Source organism: Pseudomonas sp. dw_358 (assembly GCF_018449655.1).
Lineage (GTDB): Bacteria > Pseudomonadota > Gammaproteobacteria > Pseudomonadales > Pseudomonadaceae > Aquipseudomonas.
The window spans coordinates 92,862-115,906 of the sequence record NZ_JAAVUX010000015.1 but is presented as its reverse complement, the minus strand read 5'-3'; the positions used below and the strand labels follow the sequence as shown (position 1 = coordinate 115,906).

The window sequence follows — 23,045 nt, the reverse complement described above, 5'->3', positions numbered from 1 at the left end:
TTGGATCATGTATTTACTCGGAGAGCAGCCGGCCTACGCCGATGCGTGGGTCAACCGCCTGCAGGCCGTGGCGCCGCAACTCCTGCAAGACCTGGTGCCCAGCGCCCCCGCCCTGGAGTTCGAACAGGTCACCGACCTGGGTGTTGTTCTGGACAATGCCCACCTGTATTACATCGAGCGTGGACTGGTCCACGCGCGCATGAACGAGCGCAATCTGTTCTACCTGCATGAAGGCGACCTGCTCGGCTGGCGTTTGGACAGCTACCTGCCCCACTGCCAGTTCAGCAGCGACGGACCCGTGCGCCTGGTGCCCTATGCGCGCGATGCATTCCTGGCTCATGTCGCCAAGCGCCCCGAAGCCCTGCAACTACTGGTCGAGTACCTGACCGGGCAAAGCGTGCTGCTGTGCGACGCCATCACCCGCTTGAAGCAGCCGGAGTTCCGCAGTTCCAACGGCTTCAAGCAGGTGGCCAGTGGTGAAACACTGATCACCGAGGGCGATGATGCCGATCACGTGTTCGTGATCATCGAAGGGCATGCCGAGGCATTCGTCGACGGCCAGAAGGTCGGCGACGTGGCCAAGGACGAGATCTTCGGCGCCATGGCAGTGTTCACCAACGAGAAGCGCAGCGCCACGGTGATCGCCAGCGAGCCCTGCACCGTCATGCTGATACCGCGCGACCAGTTTCTCAGCCTGACCCAGACCAATCCGCGGATCGCCCACAGCCTGATCGAAAGCATGGCCCGACGCATCGACCTGCTCAACCGCCAACTGACGGCCGCCGACAGTAGCCCTGAACAATCTTGATGCAAATAGTTCTCACTAGCTCTTGACGGCAAAATGAGAAAGGTTATTATTAGCGCATCCAGTCGCAAGACTGGATGATGACTTGGAAGGACCTTGGTCGGACCTTCCAGATTATCTCCTCATCAGGCTAATCACGGTTTTTGACCCGGATTTTTTCCGGGTCTTTTTTTGCCCGCGTTTTGCCTGAGCCGAGCTTTATAGCGCCACTGCCAAGGGGCGATCGATGTACACCTGCTGCGCATCCAGGTAGACACCACAGGCCAATACCTCTACGCCCTCCTCGATCGCTGACCGCAATGCCTGGCTGTACGCCGAATCTATTTCTTCCGCCGGCCGTACGGCCTCGATCCCGCTCAGGTTCACGCAATACAGCTGCACCGCACGAATCCCGTGGCGCGCCAGCTTGGCCAGTTCGCGCAGGTGCTTGGCGCCGCGCTGGGTTACCGCATCGGGAAAGGCCGCTACCGGCGACCCGTCGAATCCCAGGGTGACACTCTTGACCTCGACGTAGGCCGGCCCCTCGGCGTAATCCAGGCGAAAATCGATGCGGCTGTTCTCCTCGCCATAAGGGACCTCGCGCTTGAGCGCATGAAAGCCGCTCAACGCTTCGATCCGCCCGGCGCGCAATGCCTCTTCCACCAGGGCATTGGCTCGCCCGGTGTTGACGCAGGCCAGACGCCCCTGCGGCGTCTCGCTGATTTCCCAAGTACCCGGCAGCTTGCGCTTGGGGTCATTGGAGCGGCTGAACCAGACCCTGCCGCCCTCGCTCATGCAGTTGAACATCGAGCCGGTATTGGGGCAGTGAATGGTCAACTGCTCGCCACTGGGGAGTTCGATATCGGCGAGAAACCTCTTGTAACGCTTTATCAGGCGGGCCTCTTCCAGAGGCGGCATGAAAATCATAGCGGGCTCCAGCTGCGCAAGCCGCGAGCGATGCGCTCTACCGCCTGTTCCAGACGCGGCAGATCCTGGGTATAGGCGAAACGCACATGATGGCCGGCCTGATAACGGCCAAAATCCAGGCCGGGGGTGAAGGCCACGTGCTCGGTTTCCAGAAAATGCCGGCAGAAGGTGAAGGCATCACCGCCGAACGCCCGGATATCGGCGTACAGGTAGAACGCGCCCTCCGGCTCCACCTCGATCCCGAAACCCAGCGCACGCAGCGCCGGCAACAAATAGTCACGGCGACGGGCAAAGGCGTGCCGGCGCTCTTCGAGGATTTCCAGAGTGGCCGGTTCAAAGCAGGCCAGCGCGGCATGCTGGGCCAGGGTCGGCGCACTGATGTAGAGGTTTTGTGCCAACTTCTCCAGCTCAGGTACGGCAGCGGGAGGCGCCACCAGCCAGCCAAGGCGCCAGCCGGTCATTCCAAAATACTTTGAAAAACTATTCAGAACAAAGGCCTCATCGTCCACTTCCAGCACGCTGGGCGCATCCATGCCGTAGGTCAGGCCATGGTAGATCTCGTCGACAACCATGTGGCCGCCCCGCTGCTTGAGCGTGGCGCAGAGACTGGCCAACTCGTCGCGGCGCAGCACTGTGCCGGTGGGGTTGGCGGGCGATGCCAGCAAGGCGCCAACACTTTCCTGATTCCAATGCTGCGAAACCAGCTCGGCGGTCAGCTGATAACGCACCTCAGGGCCGACCGGCACCAATTGCGCCGCGCCTTCCACCAGCCGCAGGAAGTGACGGTTGCAGGGGTAACCGGGGTCGGCCAGCAACCAGTGCTTGCCCGGATCCACCAGCAGGCTGGCCGCCAGCAGCAGCGCACCCGAGCCACCCGGGGTGACCAGGATGCGCTGGGGGTCGATGTCCAGGCCGTGTCGGGTCTGGTAGAAGCCGGCAATCGCCTCGCGCAAGGCCGGCAGGCCTCTGGCTGCGGTATAGCGTGTCTGCCCGCTGGCCAGCGCCGCTTGCCCGGCCGCGATAATAGGCCCTGCGGTGGTGAAATCCGGCTCGCCGATCTCCAGGTGGATGACATCATGCCCGGCGGCCTGCAGCTCATTGGCCCGCGCCAGCAGCGCCATCACGTGAAAGGGTTCGATGTCGCGGCTGCGCGCACTGTACAGCTGGGCCATGGGGCCTCCCTTGAGTGGAAGTGCAAAGCGAAGTGAAAAACCGCGATTCTACCGAACGATTCCGCAAACCACCGATCGATATCAACCACGTTCCTGCGACAGGCCCCACAGCCACAGGCTCGACAACCGGGAGTAGCGCACCCCGATTCGATCTGGTAAGTTCGCCGGCTTGCAGTCGCAGGGCCGGCGGGTGTCGGAGATGGAGCATCCTGCGCAATGGATTAGTAGAGCGAGAGGCGGTCAATTCATGCCCACCAATGAAAAGCAACAAAGCAATCAGCTTGTGCAAGGCTTCGAACCCTACGTTGAAAGCAAGGGCGAAGAGTACATGGGCGAGCCCATGCGCAAACACTTCACCAAGATCCTGAACAAGTGGAAACAGGACCTGATGCACGAAGTGGACCGTACCGTGGACCACATGAAAGACGAAGCCGCCAACTTCCCGGACCCCGCCGACCGCGCCAGTCAGGAAGAAGAATTCAGCCTCGAACTGCGTGCTCGCGATCGGGAGCGCAAGTTGATCAAGAAGATCGACAAGACCCTGCAACTGATCGAAGACGAAGAATACGGCTGGTGCGAATCCTGCGGCATCGAGATCGGCATTCGCCGTCTGGAAGCCCGTCCCACAGCCGATTTGTGCATCGACTGCAAGACATTGGCCGAAATCAAGGAAAAGCAGGTCGGCAAATAAGCTGACCGCTCTTCTTCAAGCGGTATTCGCAGAAAGGGCGCTCATGGCGCCTTTTCCTGTTTCAGGTTCTCCCGCCATGACCTCATCATGACTGCCTATATCGGACGCTTCGCCCCCACGCCCAGTGGCTTTCTGCACTTCGGCTCGCTGGTGGCGGCCCTTGCCTCGTACCTGGACGCGCGCGCGGCGGGCGGTCAATGGCTGTTGCGCATGGAAGACCTGGACCCACCTCGGGAAGTGGCCGGCGCTCAGGCCGGGATCCTCCAGGCCCTGGACAACTATGGGTTGCATTGGGACGGCGAGGTCGAGCACCAGAGCCTGCGCCACGCCGCTTATGAAGAACTGATCCAACGCCTGTTCCAGCAAGGTCTGGCCTATGCCTGCACCTGCTCGCGCAAACAACTGGAAGGCACCCACGGGATCTACCAGGGCACCTGTCGCAACGCCGGACATGACCCGCACGACGCGGCGATTCGTCTGCGGGTGCCGGAACTGACCTACCACTTCATCGACCGGGTCCAAGGGCGCTTCGAGCAGCACCTGGGCCACGAGTCGGGGGACTTTGTCATTCGCCGCCGTGACGGCCTGTATGCTTATCAGCTGGCCGTGGTGCTGGACGATGCCTGGCAAGGGGTGACCGACATCGTGCGCGGCGCCGACCTGCTGGACTCGACCCCGCGCCAGCTCTACCTGCAGGAGCTGCTGGGGTTGGCGCAACCGCGCTACCTGCATGTACCGTTGATTACCCAGCCGGATGGGCACAAGCTGGGCAAGCGCTACCGCTCACCCCCGCTTCAGGCCGACCAGGCCGCACCCTTGCTGGTGCGGGCGCTGCATGCACTGGGCCAGGCGGTGCCTGCTGGCTTGGCGCGAGCGAGCGTGGCCGAGGTGCTCGGTTGGGGAGTGGCGCATTGGGATGCAGCGTGTATCGCCAAGGTTCAGGCATTGCCGGAGGCGGATCTACCCTCCGTCTCAGGCCTGTCTCTGTAGGACCGAGGCAGTTCATCCAGGCCAGCGCCATTCCTCCATTTGCAGCCCCCCCCACTTCCGTTACCATCCCCCGCACCTTTGCGCACAGAGGCCGCCATGTACATTTATCGATTGGTCCTGCTGCTGGTGGTAGGCATCTACCTGTTTTCCCCCGCCATCATGGATTGGTGGATCGAGCCCACGGGTGCGTGGTATCGACCTTACCTGCTGTGGCTGATTCTGATCGTGGTGACCTTTATCCTGCAGAGTCAACGAGATGCCGATGAGCTTTAGCCTGACCCAGATGCTGCTGGTCAGCGCCGCCTACCTGCTGGTGCTGTTCGGTGTGGCCTGGATCAGCGAGCGTGGGATGATCCCGCGGGCAATCATTCGCCATCCACTGACCTACACCCTGTCGCTGGGTATTTATGCCAGCGCCTGGGCGTTCTACGGCAGCGTGGGGCTGGCCTACCAGTACGGCTATGGCTTTCTGGCCTGCTACCTGGGGGTGTCGGGGGCCTTTCTGCTGGCGCCGGTCTTGTTATATCCGATCCTGAAAATCACCCGCACCTACCAACTCTCGTCCCTGGCCGACCTGTTCGCCTTCCGCTTTCGCAGTACCTGGGCCGGCGCCCTGACCACCGTGTTCATGCTCATCGGCGTACTGCCATTGCTGGCACTGCAAATCCAGGCGGTGGCCGACTCCATCGGCATTCTCACTCACGAACCGGTGCGCAACCGCGTGGCCCTGTCGTTCTGCGGGCTGATCATTCTGTTCACCATTTTCTTCGGTTCACGGCACATCGCTACCCGGGACAAACATGAAGGGCTGGTGTTTGCGATGGCCTTCGAGTCGGTGATCAAGCTCATCGCCCTGGGCGGGGTCGGCCTCTACGCACTGTACGGCGTGTTCAATGGCCCTCACGAGCTGGAGCAATGGCTGCTGCAGAACCAGACCGCCCTGACCGCCCTGCACACGCCGCTTCAGGAAGGCCCTTGGCGCACCCTTCTGCTGGTGTTCTTCGCCTCGGCTATCGTCATGCCACACATGTACCACATGACCTTCACCGAGAACCTCAACCCCCGCGCACTGGTCAGCGCCAGCTGGGGCCTGCCGCTGTTTCTGCTGTTGATGAGCCTGGCAGTGCCGCTGATCCTCTGGGCCGGCCTGCGCCTGGGGGTGACCACCGACCCCGAGTATTTCACCTTGGGCATCGGCATCGCCGCCAACCAGCCGGCCTTGGTACTGCTGGCTTATGTAGGGGGCCTTTCGGCGTCCTGCGGGCTGATCATCGTGACCACACTGGCCCTGTCCGGAATGATGCTCAACCACTTGGTGCTACCGCTGTACCAGCCGCCGGCCGAGGGCAACATCTATCGCTGGCTGAAGTGGACCCGGCGCGGCCTGATCGTTGCCATCATCCTGGCCGGCTACGGTTTCTACTGCCTGTTGGGGACCGGGCAGGACCTGGCCAACCTCGGCATCGTCGCCTTCGTCGCCACCTTGCAGTTTCTGCCCGGCGTGCTGTCGGTCCTGTACTGGCCCAGCGCCAACCGTCGCGGTTTCATGGCCGGCTTGCTGGCCGGCGTACTGGTCTGGGGCGTGACGATGCTGCTGCCGCTGATCGGCAACCTGCACGGGTTCTACATTCCGCTGCTGAACATGATCTATGTGCTCGACGACACCAGTTGGCACATGGCGGCGATCGCCTCGCTGGCCGCCAACGTGCTGGTGTTCACCCTGGTGTCCTTGTTCACCGACGCCAGCAGTGAAGAAGTCAGCGCGGCCGAGGCCTGCGCGGTGGATAACGTGCGGCGACCGCAACGCCGCGAGTTGCATGCCGTATCGCCTCAGGAGTTCGCCACGCAATTGGCCAAGCCGCTGGGCGCCAAGGCCGCGCAACGGGAAGTCGAACAGGCGCTGCGCGACCTTTACCTGCCGTTCGACGAACGTCGCCCCTATGCCCTGCGACGTCTGCGCGACCGCATCGAAGCCAACCTGTCCGGGCTGATGGGCCCCAGCGTTGCGCAAGACATGGTCGAGACCTTCCTGCCGTACAAAAGCGGCAGCGAGAACTATGTAACCGAAGACATCCACTTCATCGAAAGCCGCCTGGAAGACTACCATTCGCGCCTGACCGGCCTGGCCGCCGAGCTCGATGCGCTGCGTCGCTATCACCGCCAGACCTTGCAGGAACTGCCCATGGGCGTTTGCTCGCTGGCCAAGGACCAGGAAATCCTCATGTGGAACAAAGCCATGGAGGACCTCACCGGCATCGCCGCACAACGAGTGGTCGGCTCGCGCCTGGCGACCATCGCCGAGCCTTGGCGCGCCATGCTGCTGGGCTTCATCAACCTGCCGGATGAGCACTTGCACAAACAACGCCTGGGCCTGGACGGCCAGACCCGCTGGCTGAACCTGCACAAGGCGGCCATCGACGAACCCCTGGCCCCGGGCAGCAGCGGCCTGGTGCTGTTGGTGGAAGACCTGACCGACACGCAGATGCTGGAAGACAAACTGGTGCACTCCGAACGTCTGGCCAGCATCGGCCGCCTGGCGGCCGGGGTCGCCCACGAAATAGGCAACCCGATCACCGGTATCGCCTGCCTGGCGCAGAACCTGCGCGAGGAGCGCGAAGAAGACAGCGAGATCACCGAGCTCAGCAGCCAGATCCTCGAACAGACCAAGCGCGTGTCGCGCATCGTCCAGTCACTGATGAGCTTCGCCCATGCTGGCAGTCGCCAGCACAGCGACGAGCCGGTCAGCCTGGCGGAAGTGGCCCAGGATGCCATCGGCTTGCTGGCCCTTAATCGACGTAACTTCGAAGTTCAGTTCTATAATCTATGCAATCCCGAACACTGGGTCGAAGGTGACCCGCAACGCCTGGCACAAGTATTGATCAACCTGCTCTCCAACGCCCGGGATGCCTCCTCCGCCGGCGGTGCGGTCAGGGTCAAGAGCGAAGCCAGCGAACACACGGTGGACCTGATCGTCGAAGACGAAGGCAGTGGTATTCCGAAGAACATCATGGACCGGCTTTTCGAACCATTCTTCACCACAAAGGAGCCAGGGGAAGGCACCGGACTGGGCCTCGCTCTGGTCTATTCCATCGTTGAAGAGCATTATGGACAGATCACCATCGACAGCCCGGCCGATATAAAGAGCCAGCGAGGCACCCGCATCAGGGTCACTCTGCCGCGGCATGTCGTAGCGACGTCCGCTGTGAACTGAGACCGTCGAGAGAATCGAATCAATGCCTCATATCCTGATCGTTGAAGACGAAACCATTATTCGCTCTGCCCTGCGCCGCCTTCTTGAACGCAATCAATACCAGGTCAGCGAAGCCGGTTCCGTGCAGGAAGCACAGGAACGTTTCACCATCCCCACCTTCGACCTGATCGTCAGCGATCTGCGTCTGCCAGGCGCTCCCGGTACCGAGCTGATCAAGCTGGGCCAGGGCACGCCCGTGTTGATCATGACCAGTTACGCCAGCCTGCGCTCGGCGGTCGACTCGATGAAAATGGGTGCGGTGGACTACATCGCCAAGCCCTTCGACCACGACGAAATGCTCCAGGCCGTGGCCAAGATCCTGCGTGATCGCCAGAACAGCCCCGTCCCTGGCGCCGAACGTCCGGCAGCCAAGAGCGCCGGCAGCGACAAGCCCGCATCCGAGGCAGCCAACGGCGAGATCGGCATCATCGGCTCCTGCCCGCCGATGCTCGACCTTTACAGCAAGATCCGCAAAGTCGCACCCACTGACTCCAACGTCCTGGTACAGGGCGAGTCGGGTACCGGCAAGGAGCTGGTGGCGCGGGCCCTGCACAACCTGTCCCGTCGCGCGAAGGCGCCGATGATATCGGTCAACTGCGCGGCCATTCCCGAGTCGTTGATCGAGTCCGAGCTGTTCGGCCATGAAAAAGGCGCGTTTACCGGCGCCAGCGCCGGGCGCGCAGGCCTGGTGGAAGCGGCCGACGGTGGCACGCTGTTTCTCGACGAGATCGGCGAGCTGCCACTGGAGGCCCAGGCCCGACTGCTGCGGGTGCTGCAAGAAGGCGAAATCCGACGTGTGGGCTCGGTGCAATCGCAAAAGGTCGACGTCCGGCTGATCGCCGCCACCCATCGTGATCTCAAAAGCCTGGCCAAAGTGGGGCAGTTCCGCGAGGATCTTTATTACCGCCTGCACGTGATCGCTCTCAAACTTCCGGCATTGCGCGAGCGTGGTACCGACGTCAACGAGATCGCCACTGCGTTTCTCGCACGCCAAAGCCTGCGCATGGGCCGCCCCGACATGCGCTTCGGGGCCGATGCCGAACAGGCCATCCGTCACTATTCCTGGCCCGGCAATGTGCGTGAGCTGGAAAACGCGGTGGAACGCTCGGTGATCTTGAGCGAGAGCTCGGAAATTTCCGCCGACCTGCTGGGCATCGACATCGAGTTGGGTGACCTGGACGACGATCCTTTCAGCAACCTGCCGCCGCAGCAGCCTCACAGTGCGGCCGGCGCGAACCACGAGCCGACGGAGGACCTGTCGCTGGAGGACTACTTCCAGCACTTCGTCCTCGAACACCAGGACCACATGACCGAAACCGAGCTGGCACGCAAATTGGGCGTGAGCCGCAAGTGCCTGTGGGAACGCCGCCAGCGCCTGGGCATCCCGCGCCGCAAGGCTGGGGTGGCGAGCGAAAGCTGATTCGTTTCAGCGATTTACAAACTGTTACCCCGTCATCGGCACGTAACAAAGCACGGGGTTTACGGTAACGAATTCAGGACGTTTTTGTGCCACAGCTGGCACAGCGAAGCCGGCAAACCCCTGGTTTCAGGGGGGTTGCAAAAGTTGGCACAGGTCCTGCTATATCATTGGTACAAGAACAATAAAAAGCACGGTAACCCATAATAAAAACAAGACGAATCGACTCACGCATAACAAGAACAACACGGCGGAGGCGTAGCTAACTGATTCTTTTGGAGAGGCGTTGTATTTGGGGCTTGCCCCACACCCAGGCCGAGAACAACAAAAACTGCACTCATAGCAGGGCCCGCACTGGATGGATCGGTTGATCATTGCAGCACAGCGACCAAAGCAATCCGTTTGCTCTTGACTCCCGACTAGGGAGCGTCCTGAGGCCAAGGCCTTCTGGACTGGGCAATCTACAAAAACAAGAAGCCCGACAAAAAAACAATAAAGAGCATGCACACTACTTTCTTGGGGAGCTTCGGCTCCCCTTGTAGCTTCTGCTTTTTGTCGACGCCGAAGCGTGCCTGCCAGCGTCCTTCCTGCCCTTCGCTACACCATCCCTCGACTAAATGCTAGAATCCCCGCCCATCATGCGGTCATTCTTCGTTTATGGCCGAAAATTCCTTCAAACAGTGCATCCCATGCTGAAGAAGCTGTTCCAGTCACTCCGTCCCCCTGTGCACGTGACGCACCATGTGCGCACGACGCCTGAAGTCCTCAACAGCGGCCAACATTCGCTGCAACGCGGCCAGTTCAGTCGCCATGCCGTGGGCATCGTCGAGCGCCTGCAGAGCGCTGGCTACCAGGCCTACCTGGTCGGCGGTTGCGTGCGCGACATGCTGCTAGGCATCACGCCCAAGGACTTCGATGTCGCCACCAGCGCCACGCCCGAGCAGATCCGCGCCGAATTCCGCAACGCGCGCGTCATCGGCCGGCGCTTCAAGCTGGTCCACGTGCATTTCGGCCGTGAAATCATTGAAGTCGCCACCTTCCGCGCCAACCACCCCCAGGATGAAGAAGAAAACAGCAACCACTCCTCGCGCAACGAGAGTGGACGCATCCTGCGGGACAACGTCTACGGCACCCTTGAAGACGATGCCCAGCGCCGCGACTTCACCATCAACGCGCTGTACTACGACCCCGTCACCGAGCGCATCCTCGATTACGCCAACGGCGTCCACGACATTCGCAACCGCCTGATCCGCCTGATCGGCGATCCCCGCCAGCGTTACCAGGAAGATCCGGTGCGCATGCTGCGAGCAGTGCGCTTCACCGCCAAGCTGGACTTCGGCATCGAGAAGCACACGGCGGCACCGATCCGCGAACTGGCAGCCATGTTGCGCGAGATTCCCTCGGCTCGCCTGTTCGAGGAAGTGCTCAAGCTGTTCCTCGGTGGCCATGCGGCCGACACCTTCGAAATGCTGGTGGACCTGAAACTGTTCGACTCCCTGTTCCCGGCCAGCGCCGAGGCCCTGGAAGAGCAGCCGACGTACACCCACACGCTGATCAGCCAGGCCTTGGTCAACACCGATTTGCGCATCAAGCAGGGCAAGCCGGTCACGCCGGCGTTCCTGTTCGCCGCCCTGCTGTGGCCCGCCCTGCCAGCCCGGGTGCTGCGCCTGCAATCGCGCGGCATGCCGCCAATTCCAGCCATGCAGGAAGGCGCCCATGAGCTGATCGCCGAGCAATGCCAACGCATCGCCATTCCCAAGCGTTTCACCATTCCAATCCGGGAAATCTGGGACATGCAGGAGCGCCTGCCACGGCGCAGCGGCAAACGCGCCGACCTGCTGCTGGACAACCCGCGCTTCCGTGCCGGCTACGATTTCCTGCTGCTGCGCGAAAGCGCCGGCGAAGAAACCGACGGCCTGGGCGAATGGTGGACGGAGTATCAGGATGGCAATGACAGCGAGCGCCGGGTGATGATTCGCGACCTCGGCTCGCGTGATGATGCCCCTGCCGCCGCCCGCAAGCGCAAGCGCAGCCCGTCCAAGCGCAAGCAAGCCGATGGCGCACCAGACAGCGAATGAGCCGGGAGACCGCGTTCATCGGCCTGGGCAGCAACCTTGACGAGCCGGGCGAGCAATTGCGCCAGGCACTCGAGGCACTCGGGCAATTGCCCCGGACAGTGCTGACGGCGCATTCGGCTTTCTATACCAGTGACTCGCTGCTGGCGGGCCAGCCGCGTTACACCAATGCAGTGGCTGCGTTAAGTACCGAACTGCATCCCCTGGAGCTGCTCGACAGCCTGCAGGCAATCGAGAGCGGTCAAGGGCGGGTGCGCAAGGAGCGCTGGGGGCCGCGCACGCTGGACCTCGACATCATCCTGTACGGCCAGCAGTTGATCGATGAGCCTCGCTTGAAGGTGCCGCACTACCATCTGCATGCGCGGGCTTTTGTCCTGTACCCACTGGCGGAGTTGGTGCCGGCTGATTTTGTCTTGCCGGATGGGCGGGCGTTGAACGAGCTGCTCGCCGCGTGTCCGTTGATCGGGCTGGAGAAGCTTTAGGTCTACGGCAACACCCGATTGACTTCCCACCCCCTCCTCACGACTATAGGCGGCGCGTCGCTGCCCCTACCGCAAAAACGACGCGAACCCTACCGGAACAGGTCGCTTTCAAAACATCACCCCAGAGGATGTCCTGCTCCGGCAACAACGATTTGTCCGCACACGGCCTATGCCACAACGGCTGACCGAGGAGCCTTTGATGCCTGATATCACCCTGACCACCCTGCAGAGCCTCAAGCTCAAGGGCGAGAAAATCACCATGCTGACCTGCTACGACGCGACCTTCGCGCGAGCGGCCAGCCAGGCCGGGGTCGAAATGCTGTTGGTGGGCGACTCGCTGGGTATGGTCCTGCAAGGCCACGACAGCACCTTGCCGGTGACTAATGCCGACATGGCTTACCACGTGGCCAGCGTCAAGCGCGGCAATCAAGGCGCATTGATCGTCGCCGACCTGCCCTTCATGGCCTACGCCACCGTCCCACAGGCGTTGAGCAACAGCGCCGAACTGATGCAGGCCGGTGCCCATATGGTCAAGCTTGAAGGCGGCGCGTGGCTGGTGCCCACCGTGCAGCAACTGACCGAACGTGGCATTCCGGTGTGCGTGCACATGGGCCTGACCCCGCAATCGGTCAACGTACTGGGCGGCTATAAAGTGCAGGGTCGCCAGGAACATCAAGCCCGGCAGTTGCAAGCCGACGCGCTGGCCCTGGAACAGGCCGGGGCGGCGTTGCTGTTGCTTGAGTGCGTACCCAGCGACCTGGCCACGCAGATCACCCAGGCAGCCAAGGTCGCGGTGGTCGGTATCGGTGCTGGCAGTGGCACGGATGCCCAGGTGCTGGTCCTGCACGACATGCTCGGGCTGAGCCTGAGCGGCCGCGTGCCGAAGTTCGTGAAGAACTTCATGGCGGGCCAGCCGGACATCCAGAGTGCCCTGGCTGCCTACGTCAGAGCCGTCAAAGACGTCACCTTCCCTGCCCCCGAACATGGATTCAGCGCATGATCACCGTACACACCATTGCCCAATTACGCGCCGCCGTGGCCCGTGCCCGCCTCGAAGGCAAACGCATCGGTTTTGTACCGACCATGGGCAATCTGCACAGCGGCCATGTGGCGCTGGTGACCACGGCCACTCACCACGCCGACTTCATCGTCGCCAGCATCTTTGTCAATCCACTGCAATTCGGGCCCAACGAAGACCTGGACAAGTACCCGCGTACCCTGCCCGCCGACCAGGACAAATTGCTCTGGGCCGGCTGTAACCTGCTCTTCGCCCCCGGCGTAGAGCAGATGTATCCCGACGGCATGGCCGCGCAGACCATCGTCAGCGTGCCGCGGGTGTCCGAAGGCCTGTGTGGCGCGAGCCGTCCAGGACATTTCGATGGCGTGGCCACGGTGGTCAGCAAACTGTTCAACATGGTCCAGCCGGACGTGGCTGTGTTCGGCCAGAAGGACTATCAGCAACTGGCGGTGATCCGCGCTGTGGTCCGCGACCTGAACCAGCCCATCGAGATCATCGGCGAACCCACCGTGCGTGCGGCCAATGGTCTTGCGCTGTCGTCACGCAACGGTTATCTGAGCGAGGCAGAGTTGGCCGTGGCGCCGATCCTTTACCAGACCTTGGTTAAGGTGGCCGAAGCCATTCGCCAGGGCGAGCGCAACTACCCGGCCTTGCTCGCGACCCACAGCGAAAGTATTCGCGCCGCCGGCCTGCTGCCCGAATATCTGGAGATACGCCACGCCCTGGATCTGCGCCCGGTGACGGCCGAGGACCGGGACCTGGTGATCCTGGTGGCCGCCGTGCTGGGCAAGACACGCTTGATCGATAATCTGCACCTGGATCTGGACGCCAGCGTCCGAGATTGAAACGCCGGACTGAAAAAAAGTACCGAGCATCTTCATGCGAAGGCGCAGACAAGCGGCTTGCGGGCGTTTACTGTGGGTTGATTTGATCTGACAGACGTCCCGCAGAAGCCGATCGATCCGATTGCACACATTTCATACAACCTTTGCGATCCGTTGATTGTCCTAAAGCTGTTCAAGAAAAAGGAAGCCCACAGCAATGGCGTACTACCGCAACCCTCCCGACGTTACCACCCTGCCCGCGTGGCAGGCACTCGTGAAGCACCGCGAAGCCATGCAGGATTTCAGCATGCGCGATGCTTTCCAGGCCCACCCTGAGCGCTTCAAGGAATTCTCCCTCAGTACCTGTGGGCTATTCCTGGACTACTCCAAAAACCTGATCACCGGAGAGACCCGCGACCTGCTGGCGCAGTTGGCCAAGGACGTGGACCTCGAACAGGCCATCAAGGCCATGTTCGCCGGGGAGATCCTCAATGCCTCGGAACAGCGACCCGTCCTGCACACCGCCCTGCGTCGGCCCATCGGCGACAAGCTGAAGGTCAACGGCACGGACATCATGCCTGACGTGCACAAGGTGCTGAACCAGATCACCGAGCTGGTCGGCCGCATCCATGACGGCCTGTGGCGCGGTTACAGCGAAAAGCCGATCACCGACGTGGTCAACATCGGCATCGGCGGCTCGTTTCTGGGCCCCGAACTGGTCTCCGAAGCGCTGCTGCCCTACGCCCAGAAAGGTGTGCGCTGCCACTACCTGGCCAACATCGACGGCAGCGAGTTCCATGAGCTGTCGGCCAAACTGCGCTCCGAGACCACCCTGTTCATTGTCTCGTCTAAGTCGTTCAGCACCCTCGAGACTCTGAAGAACGCCCAGGCAGCCCGGCGCTGGTACCTGGCGCAAGGCGGTCCCGAAGCCGAACTGCATCGTCACTTCATCGCCGTCTCCAGCAACAACAAAGCGGCCGTGGAATTCGGCATCCGCGAAGAGAACATCTTCCCGATGTGGGACTGGGTCGGGGGTCGCTATTCACTGTGGTCGGCAATCGGCCTGCCCATCGCGATGTCCATCGGAATGGCCAACTTCAAGGAGCTGCTGTCCGGCGCCCACGTCATGGACCAGCACTTCCAGACCACGCCGTTCGAGCACAACATGCCGGTGTTGCTGGCACTGCTGGGTGTCTGGTACGGCAACTTCTGGAACTCGCACTCCCACGCGATCCTGCCGTACGACCATTACCTGCGTAACATCACCAAGCACTTGCAGCAGCTGGACATGGAGTCCAACGGAAAGAGCGTGCGTCAGGACGGCAGCCCGGTGACCACCGAAACCGGCCCGGTCATCTGGGGCGGCGTGGGTTGCAACGGTCAACATGCGTATCACCAGCTGTTGCACCAGGGCACCCAGATGATCCCGGCTGACTTCATTGTCCCGGTGGTCAGCTTCAACCCGGTGGCCGATCACCATCAGTGGCTGTTCGCCAACTGCCTGTCCCAGAGCCAGGCCTTGATGGTGGGCAAGACCCTGGGCGAAGCCGAGGCCGAACTGCGCGCCCGTGGAATGGCCGAAGCCGATGTCGAGAAGCTGGCACCGCACAAGGTCATTCCGGGCAACCGCCCCAGCAACACCATTGTCGTTGAGCGCATCAGCCCTCGCCGCCTGGGTGCGTTGGTGGCCATGTACGAGCACAAAGTGTTCGTGCAGAGCGTGATCTGGGGCACCAATGCCTTCGATCAGTGGGGTGTCGAACTGGGCAAGGAGCTGGGCAAGGGTGTGTACGAACGCTTGACCGGCGCCACCGACGAGCCTGCCGAAGACGCATCGACCCAAGGTCTGATCCACTTCTTCCGCAGCCGTCACCGCGGTTGATCGCCTGACCGCAAGACAGCCCGGCCGTGACTGGTTTCACGGGCGGGCTGGTCGGCGGCAACTATTGCCGCGCCCCGCCTTGACTCTGATCAATACTCGCCCACATTTACCCTGAACGTCCTATTCACGTGAAAGGGTCCCAACATGCTCGATATCAGCGCCTATCCCGCTGCGCACAAGGTCAGCCTTGCGGCTGTGCCAAGCGACGCCGACTACCAGCGCCTGTATCGTCAATCCATCGATGACCCGCACACTTTCTGGTCCGAACAGGCACAAGCCGCCCTGAATTGGTCACGCCCCTGGAAACAGATCAACGCGTTCGATTCGGCCACCGGCCATACGCTCTGGTTCATGGGCGCACAATTGAACGTCAGCCACAATTGCATCGACCGGCACTTGGACCTGCGCGGCGAGCACACCGCAATTATCTGGGAAAGCGACGACCCGGAAGAATCCCTGCGCATCAGTTACCGCCAGTTGCACCGTTATGTCTGCCGGCTGGCCAACGCGCTCAAGGCGCGGGGTATCGGCAAGGGCGATCGGGTGTGCATCTACCTGCCGATGGTGCCGGAAGCGCTGTACGCGATGCTGGCCTGCAGCCGGATCGGCGCGGTGCACACCGTGGTGTTCAACGAGTCGTCGGCGGAAGCCTTGCGCGACCGCCTGCTGGATGCCGACTGCCATACCTTGATCACTGCCGACGAGTCCGTGGCTGCGGGCAAGCATCACCCACTCAAGCTGCAAGCCGATCAGGCCCTGCTGGAATGCCCGGCGGTGAAAACCGTGCTGGTGGTCGAGCGTACGGGGGGGCGCATCGACTGGGTCGCCGGGCGCGATTACTGGTTTCATGAAGTCCTGCGTTTGGCCCCCGAAGACTGCCCGGCCGAGCCGATGAACGCCGAGGACCCGCTGTTCATCCTGTACACATCCGGCAGCACCGGCAAACCCAAAGGCGTGGTTCACAGCACGGGCGGCTATCTCCTGCAAACCGCCATGACTTTCAAGACGGTGTTCGATTACCACGAGGACGAGGTGTTCTGGTGCACCGCCGACATCGGCTGGATCACCGGCCAGAGCTACATTGTCTATGGCCCCTTGGCCAACGGTGCCACCACGCTGATCTATGAAGGCATTCCTGATTACCCGAACGCCGAGCGGTATTGGCAGATCGTCGACCGTCATCAGGTCAACATCCTCTATACCGCACCGACCATCCTGCGCTCCCTGATGCGCGAGGGGCCGCGTTTTCTCCAGGAAAGTGCGCGCACCAGCCTGCGAATTCTCGGCAGTGTCGGCGAACCCATCGACCCGGAAGCCTGGGAATGGTACTTCAATGCCGTGGGCCTGCAACGCTGTCCGATCATCGACACCTGGTGGCAGACCGAAACCGGCGCCATCATGCTCAGCCCCTCAGTGAGCAGCCAGCAGCTCAAACCCGGCTGTGCGATGCAGCCGTTCTACGGCGTGCAACCGGTATTGCTGGATGACGATGGCGAGGAAATCCACGGGCCGGGCGCCGGTGCGCTGGTCATCAAAGGCAGCTGGCCGTCACAACTGCGCGCCTTGCATGGCGACACCGAGGGCATGACGACCCGTTACTTCCAACCCCATCCAGGCTACTACTTCACCGGCGACGGCGCTCGCCGCGATGCCGACGGCGACTGGTGGCTGACCGGCCGTATCGACGACGTTATCACCCTCTCCTCCCAACGCCTGGGTGCCGCCGAAATCGAAAGCGCCTTGCTGCTCCACCCCAACATCGCCGAAGCCGCCGTGGTCGGCTATCCCGACCCGGACAAGGGGCAAGGCATCTATGCGTTTGTCACGCCCATGAACGGCGTCAGCGCCGACGAAGACCTGCATCAGGAATTATTGACCTTGGTCAGCACGCAAATAGGTCGTTTCGCCCGTCCTGCGTGGCTGCAATTCGCGCCGGCCTTGCCAAAGACCCGCTCGGGCAAGATCATGCGACGACTCCTGCGCAAGATCGCCAGCAACGACCTGGGCAGCCTCGGCGATATTTCGACCCTGGCTGACCCCGAGGTGGTACAGGCCTTGATCGAGGCGCGTCTCAACACTTGAACCGCAGGCCGTATGGACTTCATTCGCCGCCGCATCGAAACCCAGATCATGAGCCTGACCGGTCTTTCCCTCGGCCAGCTCGACCTCGAAAACCCCAAGGGTGATCCCGGCCTGTTCGGCCCTGATTCCATCAGCTGGAAGGTCCACGGCGATTTCACCAGCATGCTGGTGGGCGGCATCAGCGCGTTGATGCTGCAGGCCCTGCACCCGCTGGCCCTGGCCGGCGTGTGGGACCACTCCAACTTTCGCCAGGACATGCTCGGCCGGCTGCGCCGCACCGGCCAGTTCATTTCCGGTACCACTTTTGGCGCCCGCCACGACGCCGACTGGCTGATCGACAAGGTACGCACCATTCATTTGCAGGTGGCGGGTCATGCCGAGGACGGCCGCCCCTATGCCGCCAGCGATCCGGCACTGCTGACCTGGGTGCACGTGGCCGAGGTCAGCCATTTTCTCGCTGCCCACCTGCGCTACCGCAACCCACTGCTGTCCGGTACCGATCAGGACCGCTACTACGACGAGATCGCGCTCGTCGCCGAACGCCTGGGCGCCACCCACGTGCCGCGCTCTCGGCAGGACATCGCCGATTACCTGAGTGATGTACGTCCCCAGTTGCTGTGCGACCACCGCAGCCACGAGGTGATCCGCCTGCTGCTCGACGCGCCGGCACCTAGTCGGCTGGCGCGGCCGATGGGGGCGCTGATGATGCAGGCCGGTATCGACCTTTTGCCACGCTGGGCCAGCGCCATGCTGGCACTACAGCAAGGGACGATCAAGCGCGAGCTGGTGCGCCAGGGGGTGCTCAGCATTGCCCCGGTGTTGCGCTGGTCGGTGCGCAATGGCTCGGTGCAGCGCGCGCGCAGAAGGATGGGCTTGCCGGAGACCGTGTAAAGGCCATCGCCGGCAAGCCTTGCCAACAGTGCGGTCAACCTGGGAGGCCATGGCCGGCCGCCATAGCGGTTGTCCCCGATGCAGGCGGTCTGACAGCCGATACCCACCCCTGATAAAATCCGCCGCATTCTCCTTCAAGGCTGCACCATGTCCTCTTTGACCCCGGCCCTCACCGCCGCCCTCGAACGGCGCCAGCCCCTGCTGGCCCGCCTGCATGCCGAAGGCACCGACTGTTACCGCCTGTTCCACGGCAGCCAGGAGGGCGCCGGCGGCCTGACTGTCGACCGCTACGGCCGGCAACTGCTGGTGCAAAGCTTTCACCAGCGCCTGTCCAGTGACGAACTGCTGGCCCTGCACGCCCAGGTCGAGCATGCCCTCGATTTGCCGTTGCTGCTGGCCTACAACGACCGCTCCCAAGGCAACTCGCGGATCGATCGCGACGACCCTGTCTACCGCGCCAGCCCTGAAGCCCTGGCCGACCTGGTGGGCCGTGAGTGGGGCCTGAACTACCGTGTCCGTGCCCGTCACGCCGGCCAGGACCCTTTGCTGTTCCTCGACCTGCGCACCGCCCGCGGCTGGGTCAAGCAACACAGCCAGGGCAAGAGCGTGCTCAACCTCTTCGCCTACACCTGCGGCGTGGGCCTTAGCGCAGCCGCAGGGGGTGCACGCGAAGTCTGCAACCTCGATTTCGCCGAAGGCAACCTGGCCGTGGGCCGGGAAAATGGCCAGCTCAACCCGCAACTGCCGACCATGACGTTTATCCAGTCGGACTACTTCCCCGCCATCCGCCAACTGGCCGGCCTGGCCATCACCCAGCGTCGCGGCCAGAAGCTGCCCAGCTACCCGCGGATGGATACGCGCCAATACGACCTGGTATTTCTCGACCCTCCAGCCTGGGCCAAGAGCGCCTTCGGCACCGTGGACCTGCTGCGCGATTACCAGAGCCTGCTCAAGCCCGCCGTGCTTGCCACCGCCGACGACGGTGTGCTGGTCTGTTGCAACAACCTTGCCCGGGTGGCCATGGAGGACTGGCGCGAGCAGGTGTTGCGGTGCGCCGAGAAAGCCGGCAGACCGGTGCGCGAATGGCAGATCCTGCAGCCCGCCGAAGATTTTCCGTCCTTCGACCAGCAGCCGCCCTTGAAAACCCTCGTGCTGCATTTTTAGGCGCCAACGTATCCAGAAAATCATCTGATGCTTACAGGCCGGTACAAGGGAACCCGTCTAGCGTGCCATACTCAAAGCACCTTCGATCGACAGGCGATGCCTTGCAATGGCCAAAGCTTTGAAACGCATCATCGGCACCCTGGTGGTATTGTTGGCGCTGTACAGCCTGCTGGGGTTCTTGATTCTTCCGGGCGCAGGTCTGCGCATCGCCAACCAGCAGCTGGCCAATTACGCCACCCTGCCCGCCCACATCGAGCGCCTGGAGTTCAACCCGTTCAGCTTCGAACTGACTGCCTGGGGCCTGCACATTGGCGAGCCGGGCCACGAACAGGTGGCCTTCGAGCGGTTGTACGCCAACCTGCAAGTCGACAGCCTGTGGACCGGTGCACTGCACCTCGAGGCGGTCGAACTGGACAAGCCGCGCAGCGAATTGCTGTTCGGCAAGGATGGCAAGCTGAACCTGGCCAGCCTCTTCAAGCTGCCGCCTGCCGCACCGCAACCACAGACCCCGTCCAAACCCTTCCCCCTGCGTATCGGCAGCATCAAGCTGGTCGACGGCTACCTGCACTTCAAAGATGAACGCCCCAGCGAGCCCATCGAGTTCCTCTACAACACGATGAACCTGGAGCTGAAGAACCTCAGTACCCTGCCGGACGACCAGGCCGACATGACGCTGGTGGCAGCCGGCCCGGAGGGCGGGCAGATCGAATGGAGCGGCACGGTGGGACTCAACCCCATCGTATCCGCCGGCAAGCTCAAGCTCAGTGATGGACAGATGAAAGTCTGGTGGCCCTATGTACGTGATGCGCTACCGTTGGTGCTGGAAAACGGCGTACTCAATTTCAGCACCGACTACCAGCTGGACCTCAGCCATGACACCCAGCTGCACCTGAACAACGCCGCTGTGAGCATCGCGCCGTTTGCACTCAATACGCCTGACGGCCGGCCGCTGGTGAAACTCGAACGGCTGGACGTCACCGATACCTCGCTGGACCTGGCCAAGCAGCAAGTCACCGTAGGCCAGATCCGTAGCCAGAAGCTGGAAACCTGGGCCGCCCGGGAAAAAGACGGTCAGCTGGACTGGCAGAAGCTGTTTGCCAGCCAGCCCGCCAAGCCGTCACCCCAGGCTGCAGCAGCGCCCGCGACCGCCGATGCCCCAACGCCGCCCCCTGCGCCGTCGAAGCCCTGGCAGGTGTTGCTCAAAGACGTGCAACTGCGTGACTACAGTGTGCATCTGGCAGACCGCATGCCGGCCGATGCAGTGGCCATCGACCTCGGGCCGCTAAACGTCGACCTGAAAGACTTCGACAGCCTGGGCCAGAGTCCCTTCACCCTGAAGCTGGACACCGGCGTGGGCAAGCAGGGCAAGGTGACTGCCAGCGGCTCGGTCAGCCTCAAGCCCATGTCAGCCAAACTCGCCGTCACCACCCGCGACATCGACCTGCGCGTCGCTCAGGCCTACATCAGCCCCTTCATCAAGCTGGAGCTGCGCAGCGGCATGCTCGACAGCGACCTGGCCGTCGACCTCAAGAGCACCGAGCCGCTGGCCCTGAACGTGACCGGCCGGGCCGAAGTGGACCAGCTGCACACCCTGGACACCGTCGGCTCGCAAGACTTCGTCAAATGGCAGCAACTGATCGTCGAGGGCCTGGACTTCCGTCTTGGTGACAGCCTGACCATCGCCAAGGTCACCCTGCAGCAGCCCTACGTGCGCTTCATGATCAACGCCAACCACACTACCAACGTGGATGACCTGCTGATCCCGCAGCCGGTGGACAAGCATGCACCGGCCCCGGTGAAGTCCAAACCCATGGGCATCCGGATCGGTCAGGTAGCGATCAACGACGGTTCGGCCAATTTTGCGGACTTCAGCCTGACGCCCAACTTTGCCACCGCTATCCAGCAGCTCAACGGCCAGGTTGGCACCCTCGACAACCGCCAACCACTGCCGGCCAAGGTCGATATCAAGGGCAAGGTCGATCGCTATGCGCCGGTGACCATCGCCGGCAGCCTGACGCCCTTCGACCCCCTGTCGAGCCTGGATATCGCGACCAGCTTCAAAGGCGTCGAGCTGACCACCCTGACTCCGTACTCTGGAAAATTCGCTGGCTACCGGATCCGCAAGGGCCGCCTGAACCTGGACTTGCACTACAAGATCGACAAGGGCCAACTCGTTGCCCAGAACAAAGTGCTGGTCGAACAATTACAGCTCGGCGACAAGGTCGACAGTCCGGACGCCACCAGCTTGCCGGTACGCCTCGCCGTGGCCCTGCTCAAGGACACGGACGGCAACATTTCCATCGAACTGCCGATCTCGGGCAACCTCAACAATCCGCAGTTCAGCGTGATGCCGATCGTTTGGCAGACTCTGCGCAACCTGGTCTTGCGGGCCGCTCAGGCACCCTTCAAGTTCATCGCTGGCCTGGTGGCCGGCGGCGATAACCAAGACCTCGGCAATGTGGCATTCGCCCCCGGGAGCAGCGACTTGAGCCCCGCGGCGCAGCAGACCCTCGGCAAGCTCGCTGCCGCCCTGAAGGCGCGTCCGACTCTGCGTCTGGAAGTCGAGGGTACCAGCGCGCAAAACGCTGATGGTCCGCTGCTCGCCCAGCAGCGCCTGGCCGTGGAATTTCAGAATAGCTATTACAAGATTCTCCAGCGACGTGGCGACAAAGTCCCCGCCCAGGCCTCGCAATTGCAAGTGCCCGATAACGAGCAACTGCCCTTGCTCGAAGCGATCTATCGCACCCGCCTCAAGCAGCAGCCTCCCGAGCAATGGGCGAAACTGGAAGAATCCCAGCGCACCGAACAACTGCGTAACGCCGTGCTGGGCACCTGGACCGACGACGAAGCTCTGCTGCGCAAGCTGGCCCAGGCGCGCGCAGGCAGCGTCAAGGCATGGATGGTGGATCAGGGCAAGCTGAGCGACGATCGTGTGTTCTTGCTTGACGCCAGCTTTGGACCGCCTGAAAGCGATGGCAAGGTGGTAACACAGATGCATCTGGACGCCGAGTGATGAGTCGCCTTCGCTATGCGGTGGTGCTGGCGTTTGCTGTCCATGGCCTCGCCCAGGCCGCTGACACCTTGCGCTGCGGCAGTACCATCGTGTCCCGTGGCGATCCGGCCGAAGAAGTGCTGCGCAAGTGCGGCCAGCCGGTCAGCCGGTCCTTCGTGGGCTACCTTGAGGCACCCGGCTACGGCGGGCGCTACAACCAGTCGCCCATCGAAGAATGGCTGTATGGCCCCACTAACGGCATGTACCAGTATTTGCGCTTTGAAGGTAACCGCTTGAACGAGATCCGCAGCAAGCGCGGCGATTGATCCCCCCCATAAAGTCGAGAGCAAAAAAACCCTGGCACCAGGCCAGGGTTTAAAGTGGCCGGATCCTTCCGGCCTTCG

At 62.4% G+C, this 23,045-nt stretch carries 18 protein-coding genes; 16 read left to right on the top strand and 2 right to left on the bottom strand.

Annotated features, from left to right (window positions below; genetic code table 11):
- The first annotated feature begins 7 nt into the window (after window positions 1-7).
- On the top strand, window positions 8-808 hold the full coding sequence (locus HB675_RS19875) for a cyclic nucleotide-binding domain-containing protein (protein ID WP_213880664.1): 801 nt from the start codon (window positions 8-10) through the stop codon (window positions 806-808).
- Window positions 809-1,003: 195 nt separating this feature from the next.
- Here HB675_RS19875 and sfsA read toward each other — a convergent pair whose 3' ends face one another.
- Entirely contained in the window at window positions 1,004-1,711 is a 708-nt protein-coding gene (gene sfsA / locus HB675_RS19870; RefSeq protein ID WP_213880663.1) for a DNA/RNA nuclease SfsA, read from the bottom strand.
- Complete coding sequence (locus HB675_RS19865) at window positions 1,708-2,883, bottom strand: pyridoxal phosphate-dependent aminotransferase (protein WP_213880662.1); 1,176 nt, start codon at window positions 2,881-2,883, stop codon at window positions 1,708-1,710. The genes sfsA and HB675_RS19865 overlap by 4 nt, the downstream gene beginning before the upstream one ends.
- A 247-nt stretch (window positions 2,884-3,130) precedes the next feature.
- On the opposite strand from HB675_RS19865, the gene dksA reads away from it, so the two are divergent.
- The 15 genes from dksA to HB675_RS19790 all read left to right on the top strand — a co-directional run bounded on the left by dksA (window position 3,131) and on the right by HB675_RS19790 (window position 22,967).
- Window positions 3,131-3,574, top strand: a complete 444-nt coding sequence (gene dksA, locus HB675_RS19860) for an RNA polymerase-binding protein DksA (RefSeq protein ID WP_213880661.1) — start codon at window positions 3,131-3,133, stop codon at window positions 3,572-3,574.
- Window positions 3,575-3,661: 87 nt separating this feature from the next.
- Entirely contained in the window at window positions 3,662-4,564 is a 903-nt protein-coding gene (gene gluQRS / locus HB675_RS19855; protein ID WP_213880660.1) for a tRNA glutamyl-Q(34) synthetase GluQRS, read from the top strand.
- 96 nt (window positions 4,565-4,660) lie between these two features.
- The gene (locus HB675_RS19850; RefSeq protein WP_003250005.1) at window positions 4,661-4,837 is read left to right on the top strand and encodes a hypothetical protein; all 177 of its coding nucleotides are present in this window, start codon (window positions 4,661-4,663) and stop codon (window positions 4,835-4,837) included.
- Window positions 4,821-7,775 (top strand): sensor histidine kinase, encoded by a 2,955-nt coding sequence (locus HB675_RS19845; protein ID WP_213880659.1) that lies wholly within the window; start codon window positions 4,821-4,823, stop codon window positions 7,773-7,775. Before HB675_RS19850 ends, HB675_RS19845 begins: the two co-directional genes overlap by 17 nt.
- A 22-nt stretch (window positions 7,776-7,797) precedes the next feature.
- Window positions 7,798-9,234, top strand: coding sequence for a sigma-54 dependent transcriptional regulator (locus HB675_RS19840; RefSeq protein WP_213880658.1), 1,437 nt, complete (start codon window positions 7,798-7,800; stop codon window positions 9,232-9,234).
- A gap of 686 nt (window positions 9,235-9,920) precedes the next feature.
- The gene (locus HB675_RS19835) at window positions 9,921-11,309 is read left to right on the top strand and encodes a polynucleotide adenylyltransferase PcnB (protein ID WP_213880657.1); all 1,389 of its coding nucleotides are present in this window, start codon (window positions 9,921-9,923) and stop codon (window positions 11,307-11,309) included.
- On the top strand, window positions 11,306-11,788 hold the full coding sequence (folK, locus tag HB675_RS19830) for a 2-amino-4-hydroxy-6-hydroxymethyldihydropteridine diphosphokinase (RefSeq protein WP_213880656.1): 483 nt from the start codon (window positions 11,306-11,308) through the stop codon (window positions 11,786-11,788). Before HB675_RS19835 ends, folK begins: the two co-directional genes overlap by 4 nt.
- 199 nt (window positions 11,789-11,987) lie before the next feature.
- Entirely contained in the window at window positions 11,988-12,788 is an 801-nt protein-coding gene (gene panB, locus HB675_RS19825; RefSeq protein ID WP_213880655.1) for a 3-methyl-2-oxobutanoate hydroxymethyltransferase, read from the top strand.
- Complete coding sequence (panC, locus tag HB675_RS19820; protein WP_213880654.1) at window positions 12,785-13,651, top strand: pantoate--beta-alanine ligase; 867 nt, start codon at window positions 12,785-12,787, stop codon at window positions 13,649-13,651. Before panB ends, panC begins: the two co-directional genes overlap by 4 nt.
- A gap of 196 nt (window positions 13,652-13,847) precedes the next feature.
- Window positions 13,848-15,512, top strand: coding sequence for a glucose-6-phosphate isomerase (gene pgi, locus HB675_RS19815; protein WP_213880653.1), 1,665 nt, complete (start codon window positions 13,848-13,850; stop codon window positions 15,510-15,512).
- A gap of 144 nt (window positions 15,513-15,656) precedes the next feature.
- Window positions 15,657-17,594 (top strand): acetate--CoA ligase, encoded by a 1,938-nt coding sequence (gene acs, locus HB675_RS19810; RefSeq protein ID WP_213880652.1) that lies wholly within the window; start codon window positions 15,657-15,659, stop codon window positions 17,592-17,594.
- 12 nt (window positions 17,595-17,606) lie between these two features.
- The gene (locus HB675_RS19805; RefSeq protein WP_213880651.1) at window positions 17,607-18,485 is read left to right on the top strand and encodes an oxygenase MpaB family protein; all 879 of its coding nucleotides are present in this window, start codon (window positions 17,607-17,609) and stop codon (window positions 18,483-18,485) included.
- A 147-nt stretch (window positions 18,486-18,632) separates the two neighbouring features.
- On the top strand, window positions 18,633-19,649 hold the full coding sequence (locus tag HB675_RS19800) for a class I SAM-dependent methyltransferase (RefSeq protein WP_213880650.1): 1,017 nt from the start codon (window positions 18,633-18,635) through the stop codon (window positions 19,647-19,649).
- 106 nt (window positions 19,650-19,755) lie between these two features.
- Window positions 19,756-22,662 (top strand): DUF748 domain-containing protein, encoded by a 2,907-nt coding sequence (locus tag HB675_RS19795; RefSeq protein ID WP_213880648.1) that lies wholly within the window; start codon window positions 19,756-19,758, stop codon window positions 22,660-22,662.
- Complete coding sequence (locus HB675_RS19790; protein ID WP_213880646.1) at window positions 22,662-22,967, top strand: DUF2845 domain-containing protein; 306 nt, start codon at window positions 22,662-22,664, stop codon at window positions 22,965-22,967. Before HB675_RS19795 ends, HB675_RS19790 begins: the two co-directional genes overlap by 1 nt.
- The last annotated feature ends 78 nt before the right edge of the window (window positions 22,968-23,045 follow it).

Bases quoted from the DNA above. Each gene is read 5' to 3' on its own strand.
- HB675_RS19795 (WP_213880648.1), top strand. From the start codon at position 19,756: ATGGCCAAAGCTTTGAAACGCATCATCGGCACCCTGGTGGTATTGTTG.
- HB675_RS19835 (WP_213880657.1), top strand. From the start codon at position 9,921: ATGCTGAAGAAGCTGTTCCAGTCACTCCGTCCCCCTGTGCACGTGACG.
- HB675_RS19800 (WP_213880650.1), top strand. From the start codon at position 18,633: ATGTCCTCTTTGACCCCGGCCCTCACCGCCGCCCTCGAACGGCGCCAG.
- HB675_RS19875 (WP_213880664.1), top strand. From the start codon at position 8: ATGTATTTACTCGGAGAGCAGCCGGCCTACGCCGATGCGTGGGTCAAC.
- HB675_RS19845 (WP_213880659.1), top strand. From the start codon at position 4,821: ATGCCGATGAGCTTTAGCCTGACCCAGATGCTGCTGGTCAGCGCCGCC.
- panC (WP_213880654.1), top strand. From the start codon at position 12,785: ATGATCACCGTACACACCATTGCCCAATTACGCGCCGCCGTGGCCCGT.
- HB675_RS19865 (WP_213880662.1), bottom strand. From the start codon at position 2,883: ATGGCCCAGCTGTACAGTGCGCGCAGCCGCGACATCGAACCCTTTCAC.
- HB675_RS19850 (WP_003250005.1), top strand. From the start codon at position 4,661: ATGTACATTTATCGATTGGTCCTGCTGCTGGTGGTAGGCATCTACCTG.
- pgi (WP_213880653.1), top strand. From the start codon at position 13,848: ATGGCGTACTACCGCAACCCTCCCGACGTTACCACCCTGCCCGCGTGG.
- sfsA (WP_213880663.1), bottom strand. From the start codon at position 1,711: ATGATTTTCATGCCGCCTCTGGAAGAGGCCCGCCTGATAAAGCGTTAC.
- acs (WP_213880652.1), top strand. From the start codon at position 15,657: ATGCTCGATATCAGCGCCTATCCCGCTGCGCACAAGGTCAGCCTTGCG.
- HB675_RS19805 (WP_213880651.1), top strand. From the start codon at position 17,607: ATGGACTTCATTCGCCGCCGCATCGAAACCCAGATCATGAGCCTGACC.
- dksA (WP_213880661.1), top strand. From the start codon at position 3,131: ATGCCCACCAATGAAAAGCAACAAAGCAATCAGCTTGTGCAAGGCTTC.
- panB (WP_213880655.1), top strand. From the start codon at position 11,988: ATGCCTGATATCACCCTGACCACCCTGCAGAGCCTCAAGCTCAAGGGC.
- HB675_RS19790 (WP_213880646.1), top strand. From the start codon at position 22,662: ATGAGTCGCCTTCGCTATGCGGTGGTGCTGGCGTTTGCTGTCCATGGC.
- gluQRS (WP_213880660.1), top strand. From the start codon at position 3,662: ATGACTGCCTATATCGGACGCTTCGCCCCCACGCCCAGTGGCTTTCTG.
- folK (WP_213880656.1), top strand. From the start codon at position 11,306: ATGAGCCGGGAGACCGCGTTCATCGGCCTGGGCAGCAACCTTGACGAG.
- HB675_RS19840 (WP_213880658.1), top strand. From the start codon at position 7,798: ATGCCTCATATCCTGATCGTTGAAGACGAAACCATTATTCGCTCTGCC.